At 72.3% G+C, this 15,657-nt stretch carries 14 protein-coding genes and 2 pseudogenes; 7 read left to right on the top strand and 9 right to left on the bottom strand.

The genetic code is table 11. The features are described 5' to 3' along the window. Window positions 1-40: 40 nt before the first annotated feature. A complete protein-coding gene (locus SSP08S_RS49185; RefSeq protein ID WP_019075035.1) occupies window positions 41-1,321 on the top strand; it encodes an amidohydrolase in 1,281 nt (426 codons plus the stop codon). On the opposite strand, the gene SSP08S_RS49180 is transcribed toward SSP08S_RS49185, so the two are convergent. Genes SSP08S_RS49180 through SSP08S_RS49170 form a run of 3 tightly spaced genes read right to left on the bottom strand, consistent with a single transcriptional unit; the run spans window position 1,303 to window position 4,190 of the window. Further along, window positions 1,303-1,710, bottom strand: coding sequence for a RidA family protein (locus tag SSP08S_RS49180; protein WP_019075034.1), 408 nt, complete (start codon window positions 1,708-1,710; stop codon window positions 1,303-1,305). The genes SSP08S_RS49185 and SSP08S_RS49180 overlap by 19 nt on opposite strands. A gap of 40 nt (window positions 1,711-1,750) precedes the next feature. Beyond that, the gene (locus tag SSP08S_RS49175; RefSeq protein ID WP_043260376.1) at window positions 1,751-3,253 is read right to left on the bottom strand and encodes an FAD-dependent monooxygenase; all 1,503 of its coding nucleotides are present in this window, start codon (window positions 3,251-3,253) and stop codon (window positions 1,751-1,753) included. Further along, entirely contained in the window at window positions 3,243-4,190 is a 948-nt protein-coding gene (locus tag SSP08S_RS49170; RefSeq protein WP_019075032.1) for an alpha/beta hydrolase, read from the bottom strand. Before SSP08S_RS49170 ends, SSP08S_RS49175 begins: the two co-directional genes overlap by 11 nt. Before the next feature lie 136 nt (window positions 4,191-4,326). On the opposite strand from SSP08S_RS49170, the gene SSP08S_RS49165 reads away from it, so the two are divergent. Continuing rightward, complete coding sequence (locus SSP08S_RS49165) at window positions 4,327-4,944, top strand: TetR/AcrR family transcriptional regulator C-terminal domain-containing protein (protein ID WP_019075031.1); 618 nt, start codon at window positions 4,327-4,329, stop codon at window positions 4,942-4,944. Here the strand turns inward: SSP08S_RS49165 and SSP08S_RS64000 are convergent. From SSP08S_RS64000 to SSP08S_RS49140, 4 genes and pseudogenes are all read right to left on the bottom strand, one after another. Continuing rightward, a pseudogene (locus SSP08S_RS64000) lies at window positions 4,941-5,120 on the bottom strand (hypothetical protein); the annotation flags it as partial. The gene SSP08S_RS49165 and the pseudogene SSP08S_RS64000 overlap by 4 nt on opposite strands. Before the next feature lie 50 nt (window positions 5,121-5,170). Further along, entirely contained in the window at window positions 5,171-6,892 is a 1,722-nt protein-coding gene (locus SSP08S_RS64850; protein WP_078532820.1) for an ICP22 family protein, read from the bottom strand. Window positions 6,893-6,967: 75 nt separating this feature from the next. Beyond that, window positions 6,968-8,152: a PP2C family protein-serine/threonine phosphatase gene (locus SSP08S_RS49145; protein ID WP_019075027.1), complete on the bottom strand. Its 1,185-nt coding sequence runs from the start codon at window positions 8,150-8,152 to the stop codon at window positions 6,968-6,970. Between the two features lie 4 nt (window positions 8,153-8,156). Then, window positions 8,157-8,792 (bottom strand): NAD(P)-dependent oxidoreductase, encoded by a 636-nt coding sequence (locus SSP08S_RS49140; protein WP_019075026.1) that lies wholly within the window; start codon window positions 8,790-8,792, stop codon window positions 8,157-8,159. 103 nt (window positions 8,793-8,895) lie between these two features. Between SSP08S_RS49140 and SSP08S_RS49135 the strand changes: the two genes are divergently transcribed. Next, on the top strand, window positions 8,896-9,375 hold the full coding sequence (locus SSP08S_RS49135) for a hypothetical protein (protein WP_019075025.1): 480 nt from the start codon (window positions 8,896-8,898) through the stop codon (window positions 9,373-9,375). A gap of 80 nt (window positions 9,376-9,455) precedes the next feature. On the opposite strand, the gene SSP08S_RS49130 is transcribed toward SSP08S_RS49135, so the two are convergent. Then, a complete protein-coding gene (locus SSP08S_RS49130) occupies window positions 9,456-10,016 on the bottom strand; it encodes a hypothetical protein (protein ID WP_019075024.1) in 561 nt (186 codons plus the stop codon). 188 nt (window positions 10,017-10,204) lie between these two features. Between SSP08S_RS49130 and SSP08S_RS49125 the strand changes: the two genes are divergently transcribed. The 3 genes from SSP08S_RS49125 (at window position 10,205) to SSP08S_RS49115 (ending at window position 14,212) form a co-directional block, all read left to right on the top strand. Continuing rightward, window positions 10,205-11,134, top strand: a complete 930-nt coding sequence (locus SSP08S_RS49125; RefSeq protein ID WP_019075023.1) for a hypothetical protein — start codon at window positions 10,205-10,207, stop codon at window positions 11,132-11,134. A gap of 91 nt (window positions 11,135-11,225) precedes the next feature. After that, entirely contained in the window at window positions 11,226-12,224 is a 999-nt protein-coding gene (locus tag SSP08S_RS49120) for an endonuclease/exonuclease/phosphatase family protein (RefSeq protein WP_019075022.1), read from the top strand. A 26-nt stretch (window positions 12,225-12,250) separates the two neighbouring features. Beyond that, the gene (locus SSP08S_RS49115) at window positions 12,251-14,212 is read left to right on the top strand and encodes an FUSC family protein (RefSeq protein ID WP_019075021.1); all 1,962 of its coding nucleotides are present in this window, start codon (window positions 12,251-12,253) and stop codon (window positions 14,210-14,212) included. A gap of 33 nt (window positions 14,213-14,245) precedes the next feature. Here SSP08S_RS49115 and SSP08S_RS49110 read toward each other — a convergent pair whose 3' ends face one another. Then, window positions 14,246-14,779 (bottom strand): hypothetical protein, encoded by a 534-nt coding sequence (locus tag SSP08S_RS49110; protein ID WP_051106135.1) that lies wholly within the window; start codon window positions 14,777-14,779, stop codon window positions 14,246-14,248. 214 nt (window positions 14,780-14,993) lie between these two features. Here SSP08S_RS49110 and SSP08S_RS49105 point away from each other — a divergent pair. Then, window positions 14,994-15,657, top strand: a pseudogene (locus SSP08S_RS49105) (VWA domain-containing protein); the annotation flags it as partial.

The raw sequence follows: 15,657 nt of genomic DNA, 5'->3' as shown, positions 1-15,657 counted from the left end.
GGGCTCCCGCACGCACATACGGCCCGCATACGCTGCCCCTGTGACCCCTTCCTCCGCTTCCCCCGCCGCGCGCACCGCACTGGACCTCACCGCCGACCTCCCGGTCCCCGACCTGGAGGACTTCTACCGGGACCTGCACCGTCACCCGGAGCTCTCCGGCCGCGAGCACCGCACCGCCGCCAAGCTCACCGAACGCCTCACCAAGGCGGGCTACGACACCGTCGAGGGCATCGGCGGCACCGGTGTCGCCGCGGTGCTGCGCAACGGCGAGGGCCCGACCGTGCTGCTGCGCGCCGACATGGACGCGCTGCCGGTGCAGGAGGAGACGGGGCTGCCGTACGCCTCGACCGTGGACGGCGCGATGCACGCCTGCGGGCACGACCTGCACGTGACCTGGCTGACGGGCGCCGCCGAGGCGCTGGCCGCCGGGCGGGACACCTGGTCGGGGACGCTGGTGCTGGTGGGGCAGCCCGCCGAGGAGACCGGCGGGGGCGCGGCGGCGATGGTCGCCGACGGCCTGTACGAGCGCGTCCCGCGTCCGGACGCGGCGCTCGCCCAGCACGCGGCACCGGGCCCCGCCGGCTTCTACCCGCACGTGCCCGGCCTGATCATGTCGGCCTCCACGGACATCGACATCGTCGTCCACGGACTCGGCGGCCACGGCTCCCGCCCCGAGGCGACGGTCGACCCGGTCGTCACGGCCGCCTACCTGGTCACCCGGCTCCAGACGGTCGTCTCCCGCGAGATCGCCGCCCGCGACTCCGCCGTCCTGACCGTGGGCCGCATCGAGGCCGGCACCCGCCACAACATCATCCCGGCCACCGCCCGGATCTCCCTCAACCTGCGCACCCAGTCCGCCGACGTTCGGGACCGGATGATCGCCGCGATCCGCCGTATCGCGTCCGGCGAGTGCATCGCCGCCGGCTGCCCGCGCGAGCCCGAGGTGACCATCGGGACCAGCCTCCCCACGATGGTCAACGACGCCGACACCGACCGCCGGATCGCCGCCGTCCACACCGAGGTCCTCGGCGCGGGCACGGTCTTCGACCCCGGCCCGGCCACGGGCAGCGAGGACTTCCCCAACCTCGTCCCGGACGGGGTGCCGTACTCCTACTGGTTCGTGACGAGCACCCCGGCGGCCACCTGGGACGCGGCCCCCGGCACCGACCTGATGGAGAAGTTCCACGCCGTGCCCAGCAACCACAGCCCGAACTTCGCGCCCGATCTGGTGACGGTCGTGCCGGGTGTACGGACGCTGGTGTCGGGGGCGTTGGAGATCCTGACGGTGAAGCAGACGTCGGGTCAGGCGATGACCGCGTAGCCGTCGACCTCTATGAGCCACTCCGGCAGGCCGAGCGACTCGACGCCGAGGTAGGTGCTGGCCGGCAGCGGCCACTCGCCGTCGAAGGCCTTGCTGCCGGCCGTGAACACCGTGTCGATCATCTCGGGGCGGTGGCCCACGACGTGGATCGTCATCTTGACCAGGTCCGCCGGGGTGGCGCCGGCCGCTTCGAGCGCGGCCCTGAGGTTGCGGAAGACCTGTTCGGCCTGGGCCGCGAAGTCGCCCGGGCCGACAAGCTGCCCTTCGGCGTCGATGGCGACCTGGCCGGCGATGGCCACGAACCGGGTGCCGGTCGCGGCGACGACCTGCGTGTAGAGGTTCATGACGGGCGGGGCGAGCGTCGGGGGGTTGATCATTTCCGCGGACATGTGTACTCCCAAGGGCGTTGTGGAGAGGGTGAGTCGAGCGTTATCGGGCTGCTGCGGTGAGGCCGGCCCGGTCCAGGGCCTCGCGGGTGACGGCCGCGAGCTTTCCGGGGTCGTCCTCCTCGGTCGCCCAGGCCACGTGCCCGTCGGGGCGGATCAGCGCGGCGGTGACGTACGCCCAGGGAGTGTGTTCCCGGGTGAGCGTGCCGGTGCGGGTGACCAAGGGGCCGTCGTCGGCGGTGGCCAGGGGCGTTTCCCAGTCGCCGCGCAGGTCGAGCAGGACGTGGCGGCCGGTCCGCAGCAGGGCGAACACGGTGTCGCCGCCGTCGGTGAAGGTGAGGTTGGGCGCCCGGCGGCCGGTGAGCGGATGCGCGTCGGCGGTGGGGGCGTCGTAGGCGACGTGCAGCCCCGACAGGCGCTCGGCCAGGGTCCGGTTCAGCGACGGCTGCTCGTTCACGAGTTTGGTGAACAGCGAACGCAGGCGCTGGCCGTCGGTGGTGAACGCGGAGATCAGGGCCGTCTGGGCGCTGGTGTGCTCCAGCAGGTCGGCGCCGACCGGGTGGCGCTCGTCGTGGTACGTGTCGAGCAGACCGGCCGGCGCCCGGCCCTGGATGGTGGCCGCGAGTTTCCAGCCGAGGTTGGTGGCGTCCTGGACGCCGACGTTGAGCCCCACCCCGCCCGCGGGCATGTGCTGGTGGGCGGCGTCGCCGGCGAGGACCACCCGGCCCTTGACGTAACGCTCCGCCTGGCGGCTGGTGTTGCCGTAGCGGGACAGCCAGGCCGGCGAGTGCATGCCGAAGTCGGTGCCCGTGACCTGCCGGACGTTCGCCCGCAGTTCCTCCAGGGTGAGGTCGCCGGGCCAGTCGGTGCGGACGTCCGCGGGCACGCCGCCCACGACGCGGTGCAGGCCGCCCGGCAGCTGGACGATCATGACGATGCCGTCGATGCCGGTCCTGCTGAACGCCACCCCGGGCGGGGGCTCGTCCAGGACGACGTCCCCGAGGAAGCCCAGCACGGTGAAGTCCTCGCCCGGGTACGGGATGTGGGCGCTCGTACGGACCGTGCTGCGGGTGCCGTCGCAGCCGGCCACGTAGAGCGCTTCCTCGTCGTACGGGCCGTCGGGGCCCTCGATGTGCACGGTGACCGAATCGGGGGTCTCGGTCAGACCGGTGACGCGGTGGCCGCGGCGGATGTCCGCGCCGGTCGCCCGGGCCTGGATCTCGAACAGTTCCTCGGTACGGCTCTGGAGCAGCGCCAGGGTGAAGGGGAAGTCGGTCTCCAGCAGGCCGAAGTCGAGCCGGCTGTCGAGGACCGCGAAGTGCCCGCTGGGGATGTGCAGGCCCTCTTCGAGAAAGGGCTTCTCCAGGCCGCGGGAGGCCAGCAGCTCGACGGTGCGGGGGTGGATTGTGAGTGCCTTGGAGTTCGGATCGCGTTCCAGGCGCGGTTCCAGGACGGTGACCGTGATGCCGGCGAGCCGCAGCTCGGCGGCCAGCCAGAGCCCGACCGGTCCCGCTCCCGCGATGACGACCTGTTGGTTACTGGTCATGGTCACTGGTCGCTCCGATGCCGTGGGCGAACGCGGTCGTCCAGGCCGCCACGGCCCGGCGGCTCGCGCGGATGTCGGGGGCCAGGACGTCGAACATGTGCGGTACGCCCGGCACGAGGTGAAGCTCGACGGAGTTGCCGGCCGCGCTCAGCCGGGTGGCGAACTCCAGCGCCTCGTCCCGTACCGGATCGGCCCCGTCGACCAGGAGGTAGGTGGGCGGCAGGTCCCTCAGGTCCTTCGCCCGGCCCGGCACGGCGTAGCCGGCCTCCGGATCGCTCCCCTGGAGGTAGAGCTCCCAACCGGCCGCCGCTCCTTGGCGGTTGAAGAGCTTCGGATCGGTGATCGCCCGGGCCGACTCGGTCTCCAGGCGGTCGTCGAGGACCGGGTATCCGAGGTAGAGGTACCTGATGCCCGGCCCTCGACGGTCGCGAGCGGCGAGGGCCACGGCCGCCGCCAGCGCGGCTCCGGCGGAGTGGCCACCCAGCGCGACCCGCTCTACGTCGACTCCCAGGACGTCCGCTTCCTCGACGACCCAGCGCAGCGCGGCGTAGCAGTCGTCGAAGGCGGCGGGGTAGCGGTGCTCCGGGGCGAGCCGGTAGTCCGGGGCGACGACGGCGATCCCCAGCTCCGCGGTCAGCCGCCGGCAGGTGGCGTCCTCGGCGTTGGGCCCGCCGAGGACGAACCCGCCGCCGTGGATCCAGACCGCCACGGGGAGCGGAGCGGCGCTCCTGGAGGCGGGGGTGACGGGAGTGTAGAGCCGCAGGCTCAGCGCGTGCCCGTCCACGAGGACCTCACGGTCCTCGACGTTCACCTCGCCGTCCGACTTGCCGTCACCGCTGGCCGCGGCGAGGGCCACGCGGGCGCCCGGCACATCGGCGAACACGTCCATCTCCGGCAGCGCCTCGTAGACCGGAAGGAACTCGGGATCCAGGAACACAACCCACTCCTCACTTCTTGGTCACTGCACAATAGCTCGCTCTTATCCAGTGGACAAGAGAGTCGCTTTGTATCTTGACCACCGGACAAGAGACGTCACGAAGTCACGGCGTCACGAAGTCATGGAGGAAGGCACCATGGGCATCAGCCGAGCGGCGGTCGTCGACGCGGCACTCGACGTGCTCGACGAGCAGGGCCTGGACAAGGTGACCATGCGCGCCGTCGCGGACAGGCTTGGCGTGCAGCACAACACCGTCCGCTGGCACGCGGAGAACAAGCAGCGCCTGCTCGTCCTCATGTCGGACGCCATCCTCGCGGGACTGGACGTCGACACCCTCCCGCCCCAGTGGGACGACCGAGTCCGCGCCCTGGCCCGCTGGACCCGGGCAGCCCTCCTGGCCCACCGAGACGGGGCCCGCCTGCTCGCAGGCCTCTCGACCACGGAAACCAACACATACCGGCTGGCCGACACGATGATCCAGACCCTCCTGGACGCGGGTTTCCCCCCGCGAACAGCGGCCTGGGCGAACTGGACCCTGTTCTACCTGATCCTGGGCATCACCCAGGAGCAGCAGGCCCAGTCCACCGACGCGGTGGCCCCCGTCCTGACCTTCGACGACGACACGTTCCCGGCCCTGCGCAAGGCCTCCACCTACGTCGTCGCCGGCACCTTCGACGAACGCTTCGAGTTCGCACTGGACATGCAAATGACGGCGCTACGGGCGGAGTTGGCCCGAGACCAGGGCCTGTCCTAACCCTGCGGCTGGAGTTGGTCGAGCTGTTTCCGCACGTGGTCCAAGGCACCCGCACGACGCCCAGGAACACGTGCCCTCAACTCGGCCAGCGCGAGGCCCAGTTCACGGGCGGTCGCGGGGTCATGGATCTGCCCCCACTGGTGATGAGCACGATCGACCGCCGCCTCCACGGCAGGCACACCGGCCGCCTACCCCACCGCCAGCCGCTGGCGGAGTGGGCCCGGGGCTAGCCCTGCGGCTGGAGTTGGTCGAGCTGTTTCCGCACGTGGTCCAAGGCACCCGCACGACGCCCAGGAACACGTGCCCTCAACTCGGCCAGCGCGAGGCCCAGTTCACGGGCGGTCGCGGGGTCATGGATCTGCCCCCACTGGTGATGAGCACGATCGACCGCCGCTTCGACAGCGGGCACACCGGGCAACTGCCCCGCCGCCAGCCGCGCGCCCGCCACCGCGAGCCACGCCCGGCAACTCCGCACCGGATCCCCCGCCAACATCGCCAGATCGGCCCGCACCTCCGTCCAGTGCAACGCCTGCTCCGACCCCCGCCCATGCGCCCGCACAGCAGCCTGCTCATGCTCGGCAGCTAGCGCGTCGGCGGCGGGGTGACGACCGGCTTGGACGGCGGAGGTGATGGCGGTGTGGGGGTCGCTGTCCCAGTCGGGGGCGCTGTCCTTCGGACTACGGTCGGCACCTTCTTGGCTTCCGCCGGTGCCCTTTGGGCTCGGGACGGCGGCCTTCGGGCTCGGGACGGCGCCTTTCGGGCCTCGATCGGCACCTTCCTGGGCTCCGCCGGCGCCCTTCGGTCTCGGGTCGACGCCCTCCGGGTTCAGGACGGCGGCCTCAGGACTTCGGCCGGCATCTTCCTGGCCTCCGCCGGCGACCTTCGAGCTCGATGCGACGCCCTCCGGGCTTCGACCGGCATCTTCTTGACTTCCACCGGCGCCCTCCGGGTTCAGGGCGGCGGCCTCCAGACTTCGGCCGGCACCTTCCTGGCCTCCGCCGGCGACCTTCGAGCTCGATGCGACGCCCTCCGGGCCTCGACCGGCACCCTCGTGGTTTCCACCGGTGCCCTTCGGGCTTCGACCGGCATCTTCTTGACTTCCGCCGACGCCCTCCGGGCCTCGACCGGCACCCTCGTGGTTTCCGCCAGTGCCCATCGGGCTTCGACCGGCATCTTCTTGACTTCCACCGGCATCCATTTGGCTCCGGGCGCCTTCCCAACTCCCGTCATTTCCCAGCCCGTCCGGCGTTTGAGGACGAGGCCCCTTCAGGGCCGACGGGGGTCTGGGGGCGGAGCCCCCAGGGGCGCTCGCACCGACGAGGCCCGGTGCGGCGAGCAGTACATCCGCATAGCCCTCGGCGCCGAGCCTCCCCACCGCCTCCTGGTGCAGTGCGTCCACCGGTGGGCGGTACCCGCTGCGCAACACCGTGGCCACTGCCTTCATGTAGGTCGGCACGGCCACCCCCCGTCGGGGCGGGGGCGGTGCGATGCGACCGTAAACGGCGTGGGTGCGGCCGGAGTCGAGAGGGTGGGCGCGGAGCCACTGCCAGGTCTCCGCGTCGGCGTGGAGGTCGAGGAGGAGGGTTGTCGTGCCGGGTGCGCGCAGGCGGAGTTCCTCGCGGATCCAGGCCCAGGGGAAGGCCGTATAGCGGACCGTCGCCGGGGTCGTGCGGGCCAGGGCCAGGTGCGGAAGGTGCTGTTTGCGGTCGAGTTGGAGCTGGCCGGTGATGAACACCGTCAGCGGTCCGGGGGCGGTCGCGGCGGCGCGGAGCCGGGTCAGTACCGCCTGCGGCTCCAACGGGTCGGCGAGTTCGACAACGTTGGCCGTCTCCGTGCCGGACAGGACGGGCGGGGCGACGGCCGCGAGGACCGGGAGGACGGACGCCGCGTCCACCAGCCGTCCCTTGCCCACCGGTGAGGCCGCGAGCAGCAACACCGTTCCAGGCATGTGCCCTCCCCCGATAGAACCGTCGATCACTTGCGTACCTCAGCACCGTAACCGCTGCTGCTGCAAAGGGGGATGTCAGGACCGCCGTACCGCGAAGATCGTGGTGTCGTCGGCGAGCCGGCCGCCGCAGTGGCGCAGGGTGCCGTCACGGACGTAAGCGACCAGGCGGTGCGGGTCGGCGGTGCCCGGGTCGAGGTGGACGCCCTCGGTGACCTCGTCCTTGAGGGGGTAGAAGACGCCCGCGCCGTCGCGGGCCTCGGTGACTCCGTCGGTGACGATGAGGAGGGTCTCGCCGGGGGCGAGGGTGATGCGGAGGGTCGGCGGCGGTCCCTCCAGGCCGGCCAACTCGCCCAGCCCCAGCGGGAGTCCGTGCCCGGGCGGCAGCGACCGTACCCCGAACGGGCCGACCACCAGCGGGGGTTCGTGCCCGAAGTTGACGACCTCGACCGTGCCGGGGTCACCGGCGGGGAAGCTCAGCAGCACGGCCGTGGCGAAACGGTCGACGTCCTCACGGCCGAGCGCGGCGAGATGCCGGCCGTGGCGCAGCATCCGGACATCGAGGCGGGCGGCGACGGTGCCGAGCTCCACCTCGTGGTAGCCGGCCTCGCGGAACGTGCCGAGCAGCGCCGCCGCCGCCTCGACCGCGCCGAGCCCCTTGCCCTGGACGTCGCCGACGAGGGCGCGGGTGCCGTGCAGGCCGGGCTGGATGTCGTAGAAGTCGCCGCCGACGCGGGCGACGGCGTCCGCGGCGAGGTACACGGCCGCGTGGTCGAGGCCGCCGAAGCCGGGCGGCAGCGGGCGCAGCAGGGTGCGGCGGGTGGTCTCGGCGACGTCCCGCATGTGCAGCATGCGGCGCTCGCCGCGGACCCGGACCGCACAGGCCAGCACGGCGAGGACCCCGCCGACGCCGACCAGGATGAAGTCGGGCAGGCCGGTCTGGTACTGGCGCGGCCAGGCGTGGTCGGCGAGCACATAGGTGGCCAGGCCGAGCACCGCGAACACGGCCGTGCCCCACACCCCGCAGATCGCCGCGGCGATACCGGGCACGAGCACGATCCAGGAGACGGTCCGGAACTCGCCGCCGGTGTACCAGTCGACCAGCAGGATCGTGACGAGCACGAGCAGTGGCGGCACCCAGGCGACACTCCGTCCGCGCACCCGCAGCAACTGCTGCCGCCGCAGGGCATCGGTGTCACCGGAGCCCGAGCCGGAGCCCAAGCCGGACCCGGAGCGTACCGGTATGAGTCCGCGGCCGCTCACGGCGTCAGTACGCGACCGACATCCGGGTGCGCGGGTGGGCGTGCTGTTCGAGTTCGTCGACGAAGGCGACGGCGTAGTCCTCGGCGCTGACGAAGCTGCGGCCCTGGTCGTCGGTCATGAACTCGTCGCCGCCGACCCGGAAGCGGCCGGTGCGTTTGCCGGGGGCGATCTCGGCGGCGGGGGAGACGTAGGTCCAGTCGGGGTCGTCGAGGGTGCGGTAGTAGGCGAGCGCGTCGCGGTGGGCGAGGGCTTCGGGGAGGTAGGCCTCGGGGAAGCCGGGCTGGTCGCTGAGGGCCTGGCCGGGGGCGACCTCCAGGCCGCCGGCGCCGCCGACCACCAGGAGCCGCCCGACCCCGGCCGCGCGGACGCCCGCGACGAGTCCCTCGTTGAGGGCGAGGAAGGGGCCTCGCGGGTCGCTCCCGTCCCTGGGCGGTACGCATGCGGAGGCGACCGCGTCGGCGCCGCGCGCGAGGTCCGCGACCTTCGCCGCGTCCGTCGCGTCGGCCGCCGTAGAGGTGACCCCGGGGACCGGTGACTGGCCGGAACGGCTGACCGCCAGCACCTGGTGGCCGCGGGCCGAGGCCTCGGTGGCGATCCGGCTGCCGACCATGCCGGTGGCGCCGAAGAGTACGAGCTTCATGCGCCCCAGCGAAACATGGGGCAACCGTGCCCGCACCCCGACTTGCCACCGCCTCCCCCGGGGTGTGCATTGGTAGACGGGGGCGAGAGAGAGGAGTGCTCTCATGGCTCACGCGGCACCCACACCCGGCGGACTGACCGGCCGCCCCGGCAGCGGAACCGGCTCCGGCGGATTCACCGCCCCGAGCGGTCTGCCCGACATCTTCGACGCCCGCGTCCACCGCGTGGCGAAGGTCGCGATCCCGGTCGTCCTCGGGCTCGTCTACGGCTACTGGGCGGCGGCCAACCGTCGCAGCGGCGGTCCCATCACGGGCTGGAACATCCTGTTCGGCTTCGTGACCGCGCTGGCGTTCATCGTGCTGTGCCTGGCGGTGGCCCGGTTCGCCCCGCTGCTCAAGCGCGAACTGCACTCGCTGGTGAAGTCCGGTTTCGCGGGCGCCGCGATCGGCTTCCTCTACAGCCAGACCGGCGAGAGCGTGCTGCGGTCGGCGGCCATCGGTCTCGCCACCACGGCGGGCGTGTTCCTGGTGTTCTTCTACCGCTACTACACGCGGGAGGACGGGGAGGGCAACCGCATCCGCTGACCCGGACGGACCGCGCACAGCTGTGGGCCCCGGCACCAACTCGGTGCCGGGGCCCACGACTTGCCCGCTTCCCACGACTGTTACGGCGCCCAGTTCCAGATGCCGCCGCCGCTCGACGACCCGGACGCGCTCCAGCTCCACGAGCCCGAGACGCTCCACGACCCGGAGGCCGAGGTGCTCCACGAGTTGGAGTTGTCGCTCCAGTTCGGGTCGTTGTTCCAGTTCGAGCTGTTGCCGCTGCCGTCCTTCCAGCCCGGACACGGGTCCGAGCAGGACGGCACCCACTGGCCGTTGGTGTCGACGAACGCGGCGCTGGCCCAGCCCTGGGCGCCGACGAGCCAGTACCAGTCGGAGTTCCCGTTGACGCTCTGTCCCCTGACCACGCATTGGACGCGGTCCTGACTGCCCGGCGAGAGCGTGTCGACGGCGGGGGAACGGGTGGTGGGCGACTGCCGCACGTTCAGATCCGTGCGGGAGACGATGGTGCCCCAGATCGGACTGCCGCCACCGCCACCACCGCCATGTCCTTCGGCGTACGTGGTCGGTGCTGCCGCCGCCGTGGTGCCCGCCGCCGCGACGGCGAGGGTGCCACCGGTGAGCAGGGCCGCGGCCAGAGTCCGCAGGGCCGGAGTGGTGCGCATGTTCGGCCTCCTTCTCCCCGGTTCCAGGAAACACCCGTTCGGGTCAACCCTCCACCCGAGAGCGGAACGGCCAGTTCCGCCAAGGGTTCCGAGGCCAGGGCACCCGTTCGGCTTGACATCGCACCCGAATGCAGGCAAATACGGTCACCCGGCTCGCGTACCGCACGCCCCGCCCGTGTCCTGGGGAGGTGCCCCCACGTCTCCGGAGCGCCCTGTCGGCCGTACTCGTCGCCCTCTCCTGCTTCCTGACGCCCTTCGGCGCGCTGGCGGCCTGGGCGGCGTACGACCTGACCGACTCCGGCCGCTACGTCACGGCGATGGCACCGCTGGCCGCCGACCCCGCCGTACGGGACGTCGTCGCGGACACGGTCGGCGCGGGCATCATGCGCGGGATCCATGTGGAGGGGATGCGCGGCACGGTGGGCGGGATGCGCGGCACGATGGCCCCCTTCGTGCACGACGCGGTCCGCTCGTTCACCAAGACCGAGGCCTTCCGGCTGGCCTGGGACGAGGGCAACCGGGCCACCCACGACGCCGTCCTGCACGCCCTGCGCGACGAGGAGCGCAGCGGTGCCGTGACCGTCGACCTCGCCCCCGTCGCCGCCCAGGTCAAGCATCGACTCGCCCACGAGCACGTGCCGTTGGCGGACCGCATCCCCGTCCAGCACACCGAGGTCGCGGTCCTCGCGGCCGGTGAACTGGGCCCGCTCCGGGAGGAGTTCCACGTGCTCGAGGTCGCCGGCTTCTGGCTCCCCGTCACCGCCGCCGCCTTCGCGGTCACCGGCATCGCCGTCGCCGTGCGCCGCCGCCGCGCGATCACCGCGACCGCGCTCGGCACCGCCCTCGGCGGCGCGCTGCTCGGCCTCGCGCTGGCGATCGGCCGCCAGCTCACCGTCGCCGACCTCCCCGCCGAGGTCTCCCAGGCCGCGGGCGGCGCGATCTACGACGCCCTCACCTCGACCCTGCGCACGGTCGCCTGGCTGCTGCTGGGCCTCGGCCTCACGGTCGCCGCGACGGCCTGGCTCACCCGATACGTCCGCCCGGCACGGGAGTTCGTACGACGCCGTCGAGCGCCAGCGGCGGAGGGGGCGCAGCAGCCGACCCGGGTCCAAGCCTGACTCCTGAAATCCTGTTTCCCGGGGGAGTTCCCGGCACGCGTGGGATGATTCGGGCATCCGGCATCTGCGTCCACCGGCGGAAGGTCATCACGTGGGCACCGCGACCTCCGAGTGGACCGCCGCCGACTTCGTGCCGGAACGCCACCGGGGACGCCACTTCACGGTCTGGTGCGCGGGCCTGCTGTTCGCGGCCGTGAGCGTGGTCGTCGGCTGCCGTACGGCCGACACCGACGCGCTCACGCCCGTCACCCAACTCCTCGCCTTCTTCCCGTGGTTGCTGGCCCCGACCGGCCTCGGACTCCTCCTCGCGCTGTTCGCCCGGTGGCGGCTGGGGCTGGTGTGGGGAGTGGCGCTGCTCGGGCTGCTGGCGTGGTTCATCGAGCCGTACGGGAAGAGCGGTGAGCCGGGCGGGCCCGCGATCGCCGAGTTCCGGGTGCTGACCTCGAACGTCGAGTTCGGGCGGGGGACCGGCGCCCTGGTCCCGGTGATCCGGCGGGAGCGGCCGGACGTGGTGTTCGTGGAGGAGTGCGAGTACACCTGCCAGGCCACCCTGCGCCGGGACTTCGGCACCCAACTCCCCTACCGGCAGGCCGTGGTGGCGGCCGGCTCGCACGGCTCGGTCGTCCTCAGCCGCTTCCCGCTCAAGGGCACCAAGGGCGTCACCGGCACGATGGGCATGCCCGGCGCGGTCGCGGACGTCGACGGCCATCCCGTCCGCCTCCAACTCGCCCACCCCATGCCCCCGTTGCCGAACCAGGTCGGCCTGTGGCGCCGCGAGCTGGGCAGGCTGCGCGCCTTCGCCGCCGCCGACCCCACCACCCCGACGGTCCTCGCCGGAGACTTCAACTCCTCCCAGGACCACGCGGCGTTCCGCCGCATCCTCGACACCGGCCTGCGCGACGCGGCCCGCCTCGCCGGACACCCCCGCACCCCCAGCTGGCCCGAGCGCCTGCTCCCCACCTTCGGCACCCAGATCGACCACGTCCTCCTCTCCCCGGACTTCTCCGCGAACAGCGCCCGCTTCCTCGACCTCGCCGGCACCGACCACCGCGCGCTGCTGGTCGACATCGCGCTCCACCAGCACGAATAAGCGCGGGGGCTGCTCATAATGAGCGCATGTCCCGCGAGTTCCCCATCGGCCTCACACCCCCCGACTGGCTGGTGAGGAACCTCCAACCCCAGCAGGCCCCCCTCAACCGCCCGGCGATCGCCCGCGCCGCCGTAGCGATGTCCCTCCCCCTGGCCCTCGGCCTCGCCACCGGACACACCGCCTACGGCGCCCTCGCCTCCATGGGCGCCCTGTCCGGAGTCATCGGCGACACCGCCGACGCGTACCGCATGCGGATCCTCAACATCGCGATCCCCCAGCTCTTCGGCGCCATCGGCGTCACGCTCGGCGCGGCGGTCTACGGCCACGGCTGGCTGGCGGTCACCGCCCTGACCCTCATCGCGCTCGCGTCCGGGATGATCTCGACGATCGGCGCGGTGGCCTCCGTATCGGGCCTGCTCCTGCTCCTCAACTCGGTGATCGGCGCCGGGCTTCCGCTCCCCGGCGCGTGGTGGCTGGCCCCCGTCCTGATGTCCGGCGGCGGCCTCCTGGTCCTCCTCCTCGCCCTCCTCGCCTGGCCGTTGCGCTCCGGCGTCCCGGAACGGACGGCGGTCGCGAACACCTACCGCACCGTCGCCGACCTCCTCGCCACCTGCGGCGACGACCCGACGGCGGCCTACGACGCGGCCCGCCAAGCGGTCACCCAGTCCCTGAACCAGTCCTACGACCTCGTCCTCGCCCGGCGCGCCCGCCACCACGGCCGCAACCCCGAACTCACCCGCCTGCTGGCCCAGTTGAACGCGATCACGCCGGTCGTCGAGGCGGCCCCCGCGGTCCACCAGTCGGGCCGCTCCCTTCCTCCGGGGATCCGCGACGCGGTCCGCAATCTCGCGCACGCCGTCGAGACGGGCTACACCGGCCCGATAGGGCTCGACCTCCCCGCCCCCACCGGCGAGACGACCCGCGCGGTCGACCACGCCCTGCGCCACGCGGCCGAGGTCGTCACCGCCCCCGACGTCGACCCCCGGGGCATCGACGACCGCCTGGGCCGCCCGGCGGCCCTCCGCATCAGGGCGGCCCGCGCGGCACGCAACGTCCTGCTCTCCTCCGGCTCCTGGCGCTACGGCCTGCGCCTGGCCCTCTGTATCGGCCTCGCGCAGGTCCTGGTGTCCACGGTCCCGGTCCCGCGCTCGTACTGGATCGCCCTGACGATCACCTTCGTCCTGAAGCCCGACTTCGGCTCGGTCTTCTCCCGGGCGCTGCTGCGCGCGCTCGGCACGGTGGCCGGGCTGGTGATCGCGGCGGCGGTCCTGTCGGCGGTCCCGAGGGGCTGGTGGGACGTACTGGTCCTGCTCGTCCTGGCCCCCCTGATCCCCGCCCTGACCCCCCGGGGCTACGGCTACCAGACGATGGCGATCACCCCGGTGATCCTGCTCCTCTCCGACATCCTGAACCACCAGGGCACGGCACTGCTGCTCCCCCGCCTGGTGGACTCGTTGATCGGCTGCGGGATCGCGCTGATCGCGGGCTACCTCCTCTGGCCGGAGAGCTGGCACACGCGGGTGGGGGACCGGTTGGCGGAGGCGGTGGCGGATACGGCGGGGTATGTGGAGTCGGCGTTCGGAGTGCCTGGTACTCCTGGCGTGGAGGCCGATCCGGCGGCCCGGGCCCGGATGCGGCGCCGTCTCTACCGGGACCTGTCCGTCATCCGCACCGAGTTCCAACGCGCCCTCACCGAACCTCCGCCCACCGGCCGCCTCGCCGCCGGCTGGCTGCCTCTCGTCGTCGCCGTGGAACGCATCGTCGACGCGACGACGGCGGCGCGGGTCCGGGTGAAACACGGGGCACCGTCTCCGTCCCCCGCCGAGGTCACCCAAGTCGCGCTCCAACTACGGGAGTTGTCGCAGGGCGTACGCGAGTCGGAGGTACTGGTGGAGGTCCGTACGGATCTGACGGGGCCGGCGGGCAGCGTGCTGGAGCCGCTGCGGCAGGAAGTGGCGGCGGCGCGGGCGATCGCTTCGCCGCACTGAGCGCTGCGCCGAGTTCGGGGTTGATCAGGTCAGTCAGGTCAGGGAGAAGTCGGGGTCAGGCAGGGAGAAGAAGGCCGAGATCGCCCGCACGGTCCGTCCCTCCCTGTCCTCCTGGTCGTATTCCGCGTGCGGCCCGATGAGCCGCGCCGCGGTGAGGGCGGGTGACAGCAGATCCGGGTGGTCCCCGACGCCGTAGGACAGGGTCTCGAAGCTGAACCCGCAGACGAAGCTGCCGTCGCGGAGGTACTCGAAGTGGGGGCCGTGCGCCTTGGCCACGCAGGGTTCCGTGGTGAAGACGGCGAGTTCACCGCCGTCCCGGCACAACGGCCCGTAGTCGGGGCGGTCGTAGTCGTCCTCGTCCCAGCCGAACATGTCGTGCATGACCAGGCCCCATTCGCCTTCGGCACCCTTGGCGTACGCGAGCGGGATGCGCCGTGCGGAGAGAAGCCCTCGCGTGAGCGCGTCCAACGACATCCCCCGGAAGAAGACGACGTTGACCTCCTGATGGCCGGCGAGCGGGCCGTGTATCCAATGCGTGCGGTACGTGCGGTGCGTCACGTGCGTCATGGAAGGAACGCTAGAGGGACCCACTGACATCGCCCGCCATTCGGTGAACGGGCAGGTGAACGGGTGAGCGAAGTGGTGGCTGAAACAGGGGGTGTTGACAGAAGGCGTCCCACGCGCGTCGCCCCTGCCTAAGATCGCCGTCCGAGGCCGCTAACCTTACGTGTCCGTCCTGGCCAGGGATTGACGGCTTCAACTCACGCGAAGGGTTGCGCACATGGGCATTCTCACTCTCCTGCGGAATGCGTTCGGCAGGTCACGCAAGGAGCGTGCCGCGGAAGCAGAGAGCGCGGAACGCACTCCTTCGCAGGAACAGCAGACCCCCCGGGAACCGGACACCAAGGTCCCGTCCCCGTCCACAGAACCCGACCTCACCACCCCGGCCCCCACGGCAGTCGCCCAGGTCCCGGAACCCCGCCCGTCCTCCACCCTGGAGGACGACGAACACGAACTCGTGGCCCTGGCCTTCGACAACGTGACGGTCCCGAAGCCGACGGTGTCGACGGAAGGGACGGAGGGTACGGCGACGACCGGCGCGGAGGCCGAGGTTGAGCCGCCGGTTGAGACGGAGCCGGAGGCCGAGACTGCGGCTGCGGCTGCGGCTGTTGTCGAGCCGGTCACGGAGACGGTGACCGAGCCGGTCGCGGAGGCCGCGCCTGCGGTCGAGACGGCCCCCGAGGCGGAGCCGGAGGCGGCCGCAGAGCCGGTGGCGGAAGAAGCCGAGGCTACGGCGGAACCCGAGTCGGAGCCGACCGCGGAGACCGCCGCGGAAGCTGCGCCCGAGCCGGTCGTCGAGCCCGAGGCTGAACCGGTCGCCGAGGCGACGGCAGAGGAAGCTGAGCCTACTGCCGAGGCGGAGCCCGTCGCCGAGCCTGAGGCTG

The sequence above is a fragment of the Streptomyces hokutonensis genome (assembly GCF_000376565.1).
GTDB lineage: Bacteria > Actinomycetota > Actinomycetes > Streptomycetales > Streptomycetaceae > Streptomyces > Streptomyces hokutonensis.
This window is presented reverse-complemented; position numbering and strand designations above follow the sequence as displayed.

Excerpts from the sequence above, each read along its gene's own strand:
- SSP08S_RS49180 (WP_019075034.1), bottom strand. The coding sequence starts at position 1,710 with ATGTCCGCGGAAATGATCAACCCCCCGACGCTCGCCCCGCCCGTCATG.
- SSP08S_RS49175 (WP_043260376.1), bottom strand. The coding sequence starts at position 3,253 with ATGACCAGTAACCAACAGGTCGTCATCGCGGGAGCGGGACCGGTCGGG.
- SSP08S_RS49165 (WP_019075031.1), top strand. The coding sequence starts at position 4,327 with ATGGGCATCAGCCGAGCGGCGGTCGTCGACGCGGCACTCGACGTGCTC.
- SSP08S_RS64850 (WP_078532820.1), bottom strand. The coding sequence starts at position 6,892 with ATGCCTGGAACGGTGTTGCTGCTCGCGGCCTCACCGGTGGGCAAGGGA.
- SSP08S_RS49140 (WP_019075026.1), bottom strand. The coding sequence starts at position 8,792 with ATGAAGCTCGTACTCTTCGGCGCCACCGGCATGGTCGGCAGCCGGATC.
- SSP08S_RS49135 (WP_019075025.1), top strand. The coding sequence starts at position 8,896 with ATGGCTCACGCGGCACCCACACCCGGCGGACTGACCGGCCGCCCCGGC.
- SSP08S_RS49130 (WP_019075024.1), bottom strand. The coding sequence starts at position 10,016 with ATGCGCACCACTCCGGCCCTGCGGACTCTGGCCGCGGCCCTGCTCACC.
- SSP08S_RS49115 (WP_019075021.1), top strand. The coding sequence starts at position 12,251 with ATGTCCCGCGAGTTCCCCATCGGCCTCACACCCCCCGACTGGCTGGTG.
- SSP08S_RS49110 (WP_051106135.1), bottom strand. The coding sequence starts at position 14,779 with ATGACGCACGTGACGCACCGCACGTACCGCACGCATTGGATACACGGC.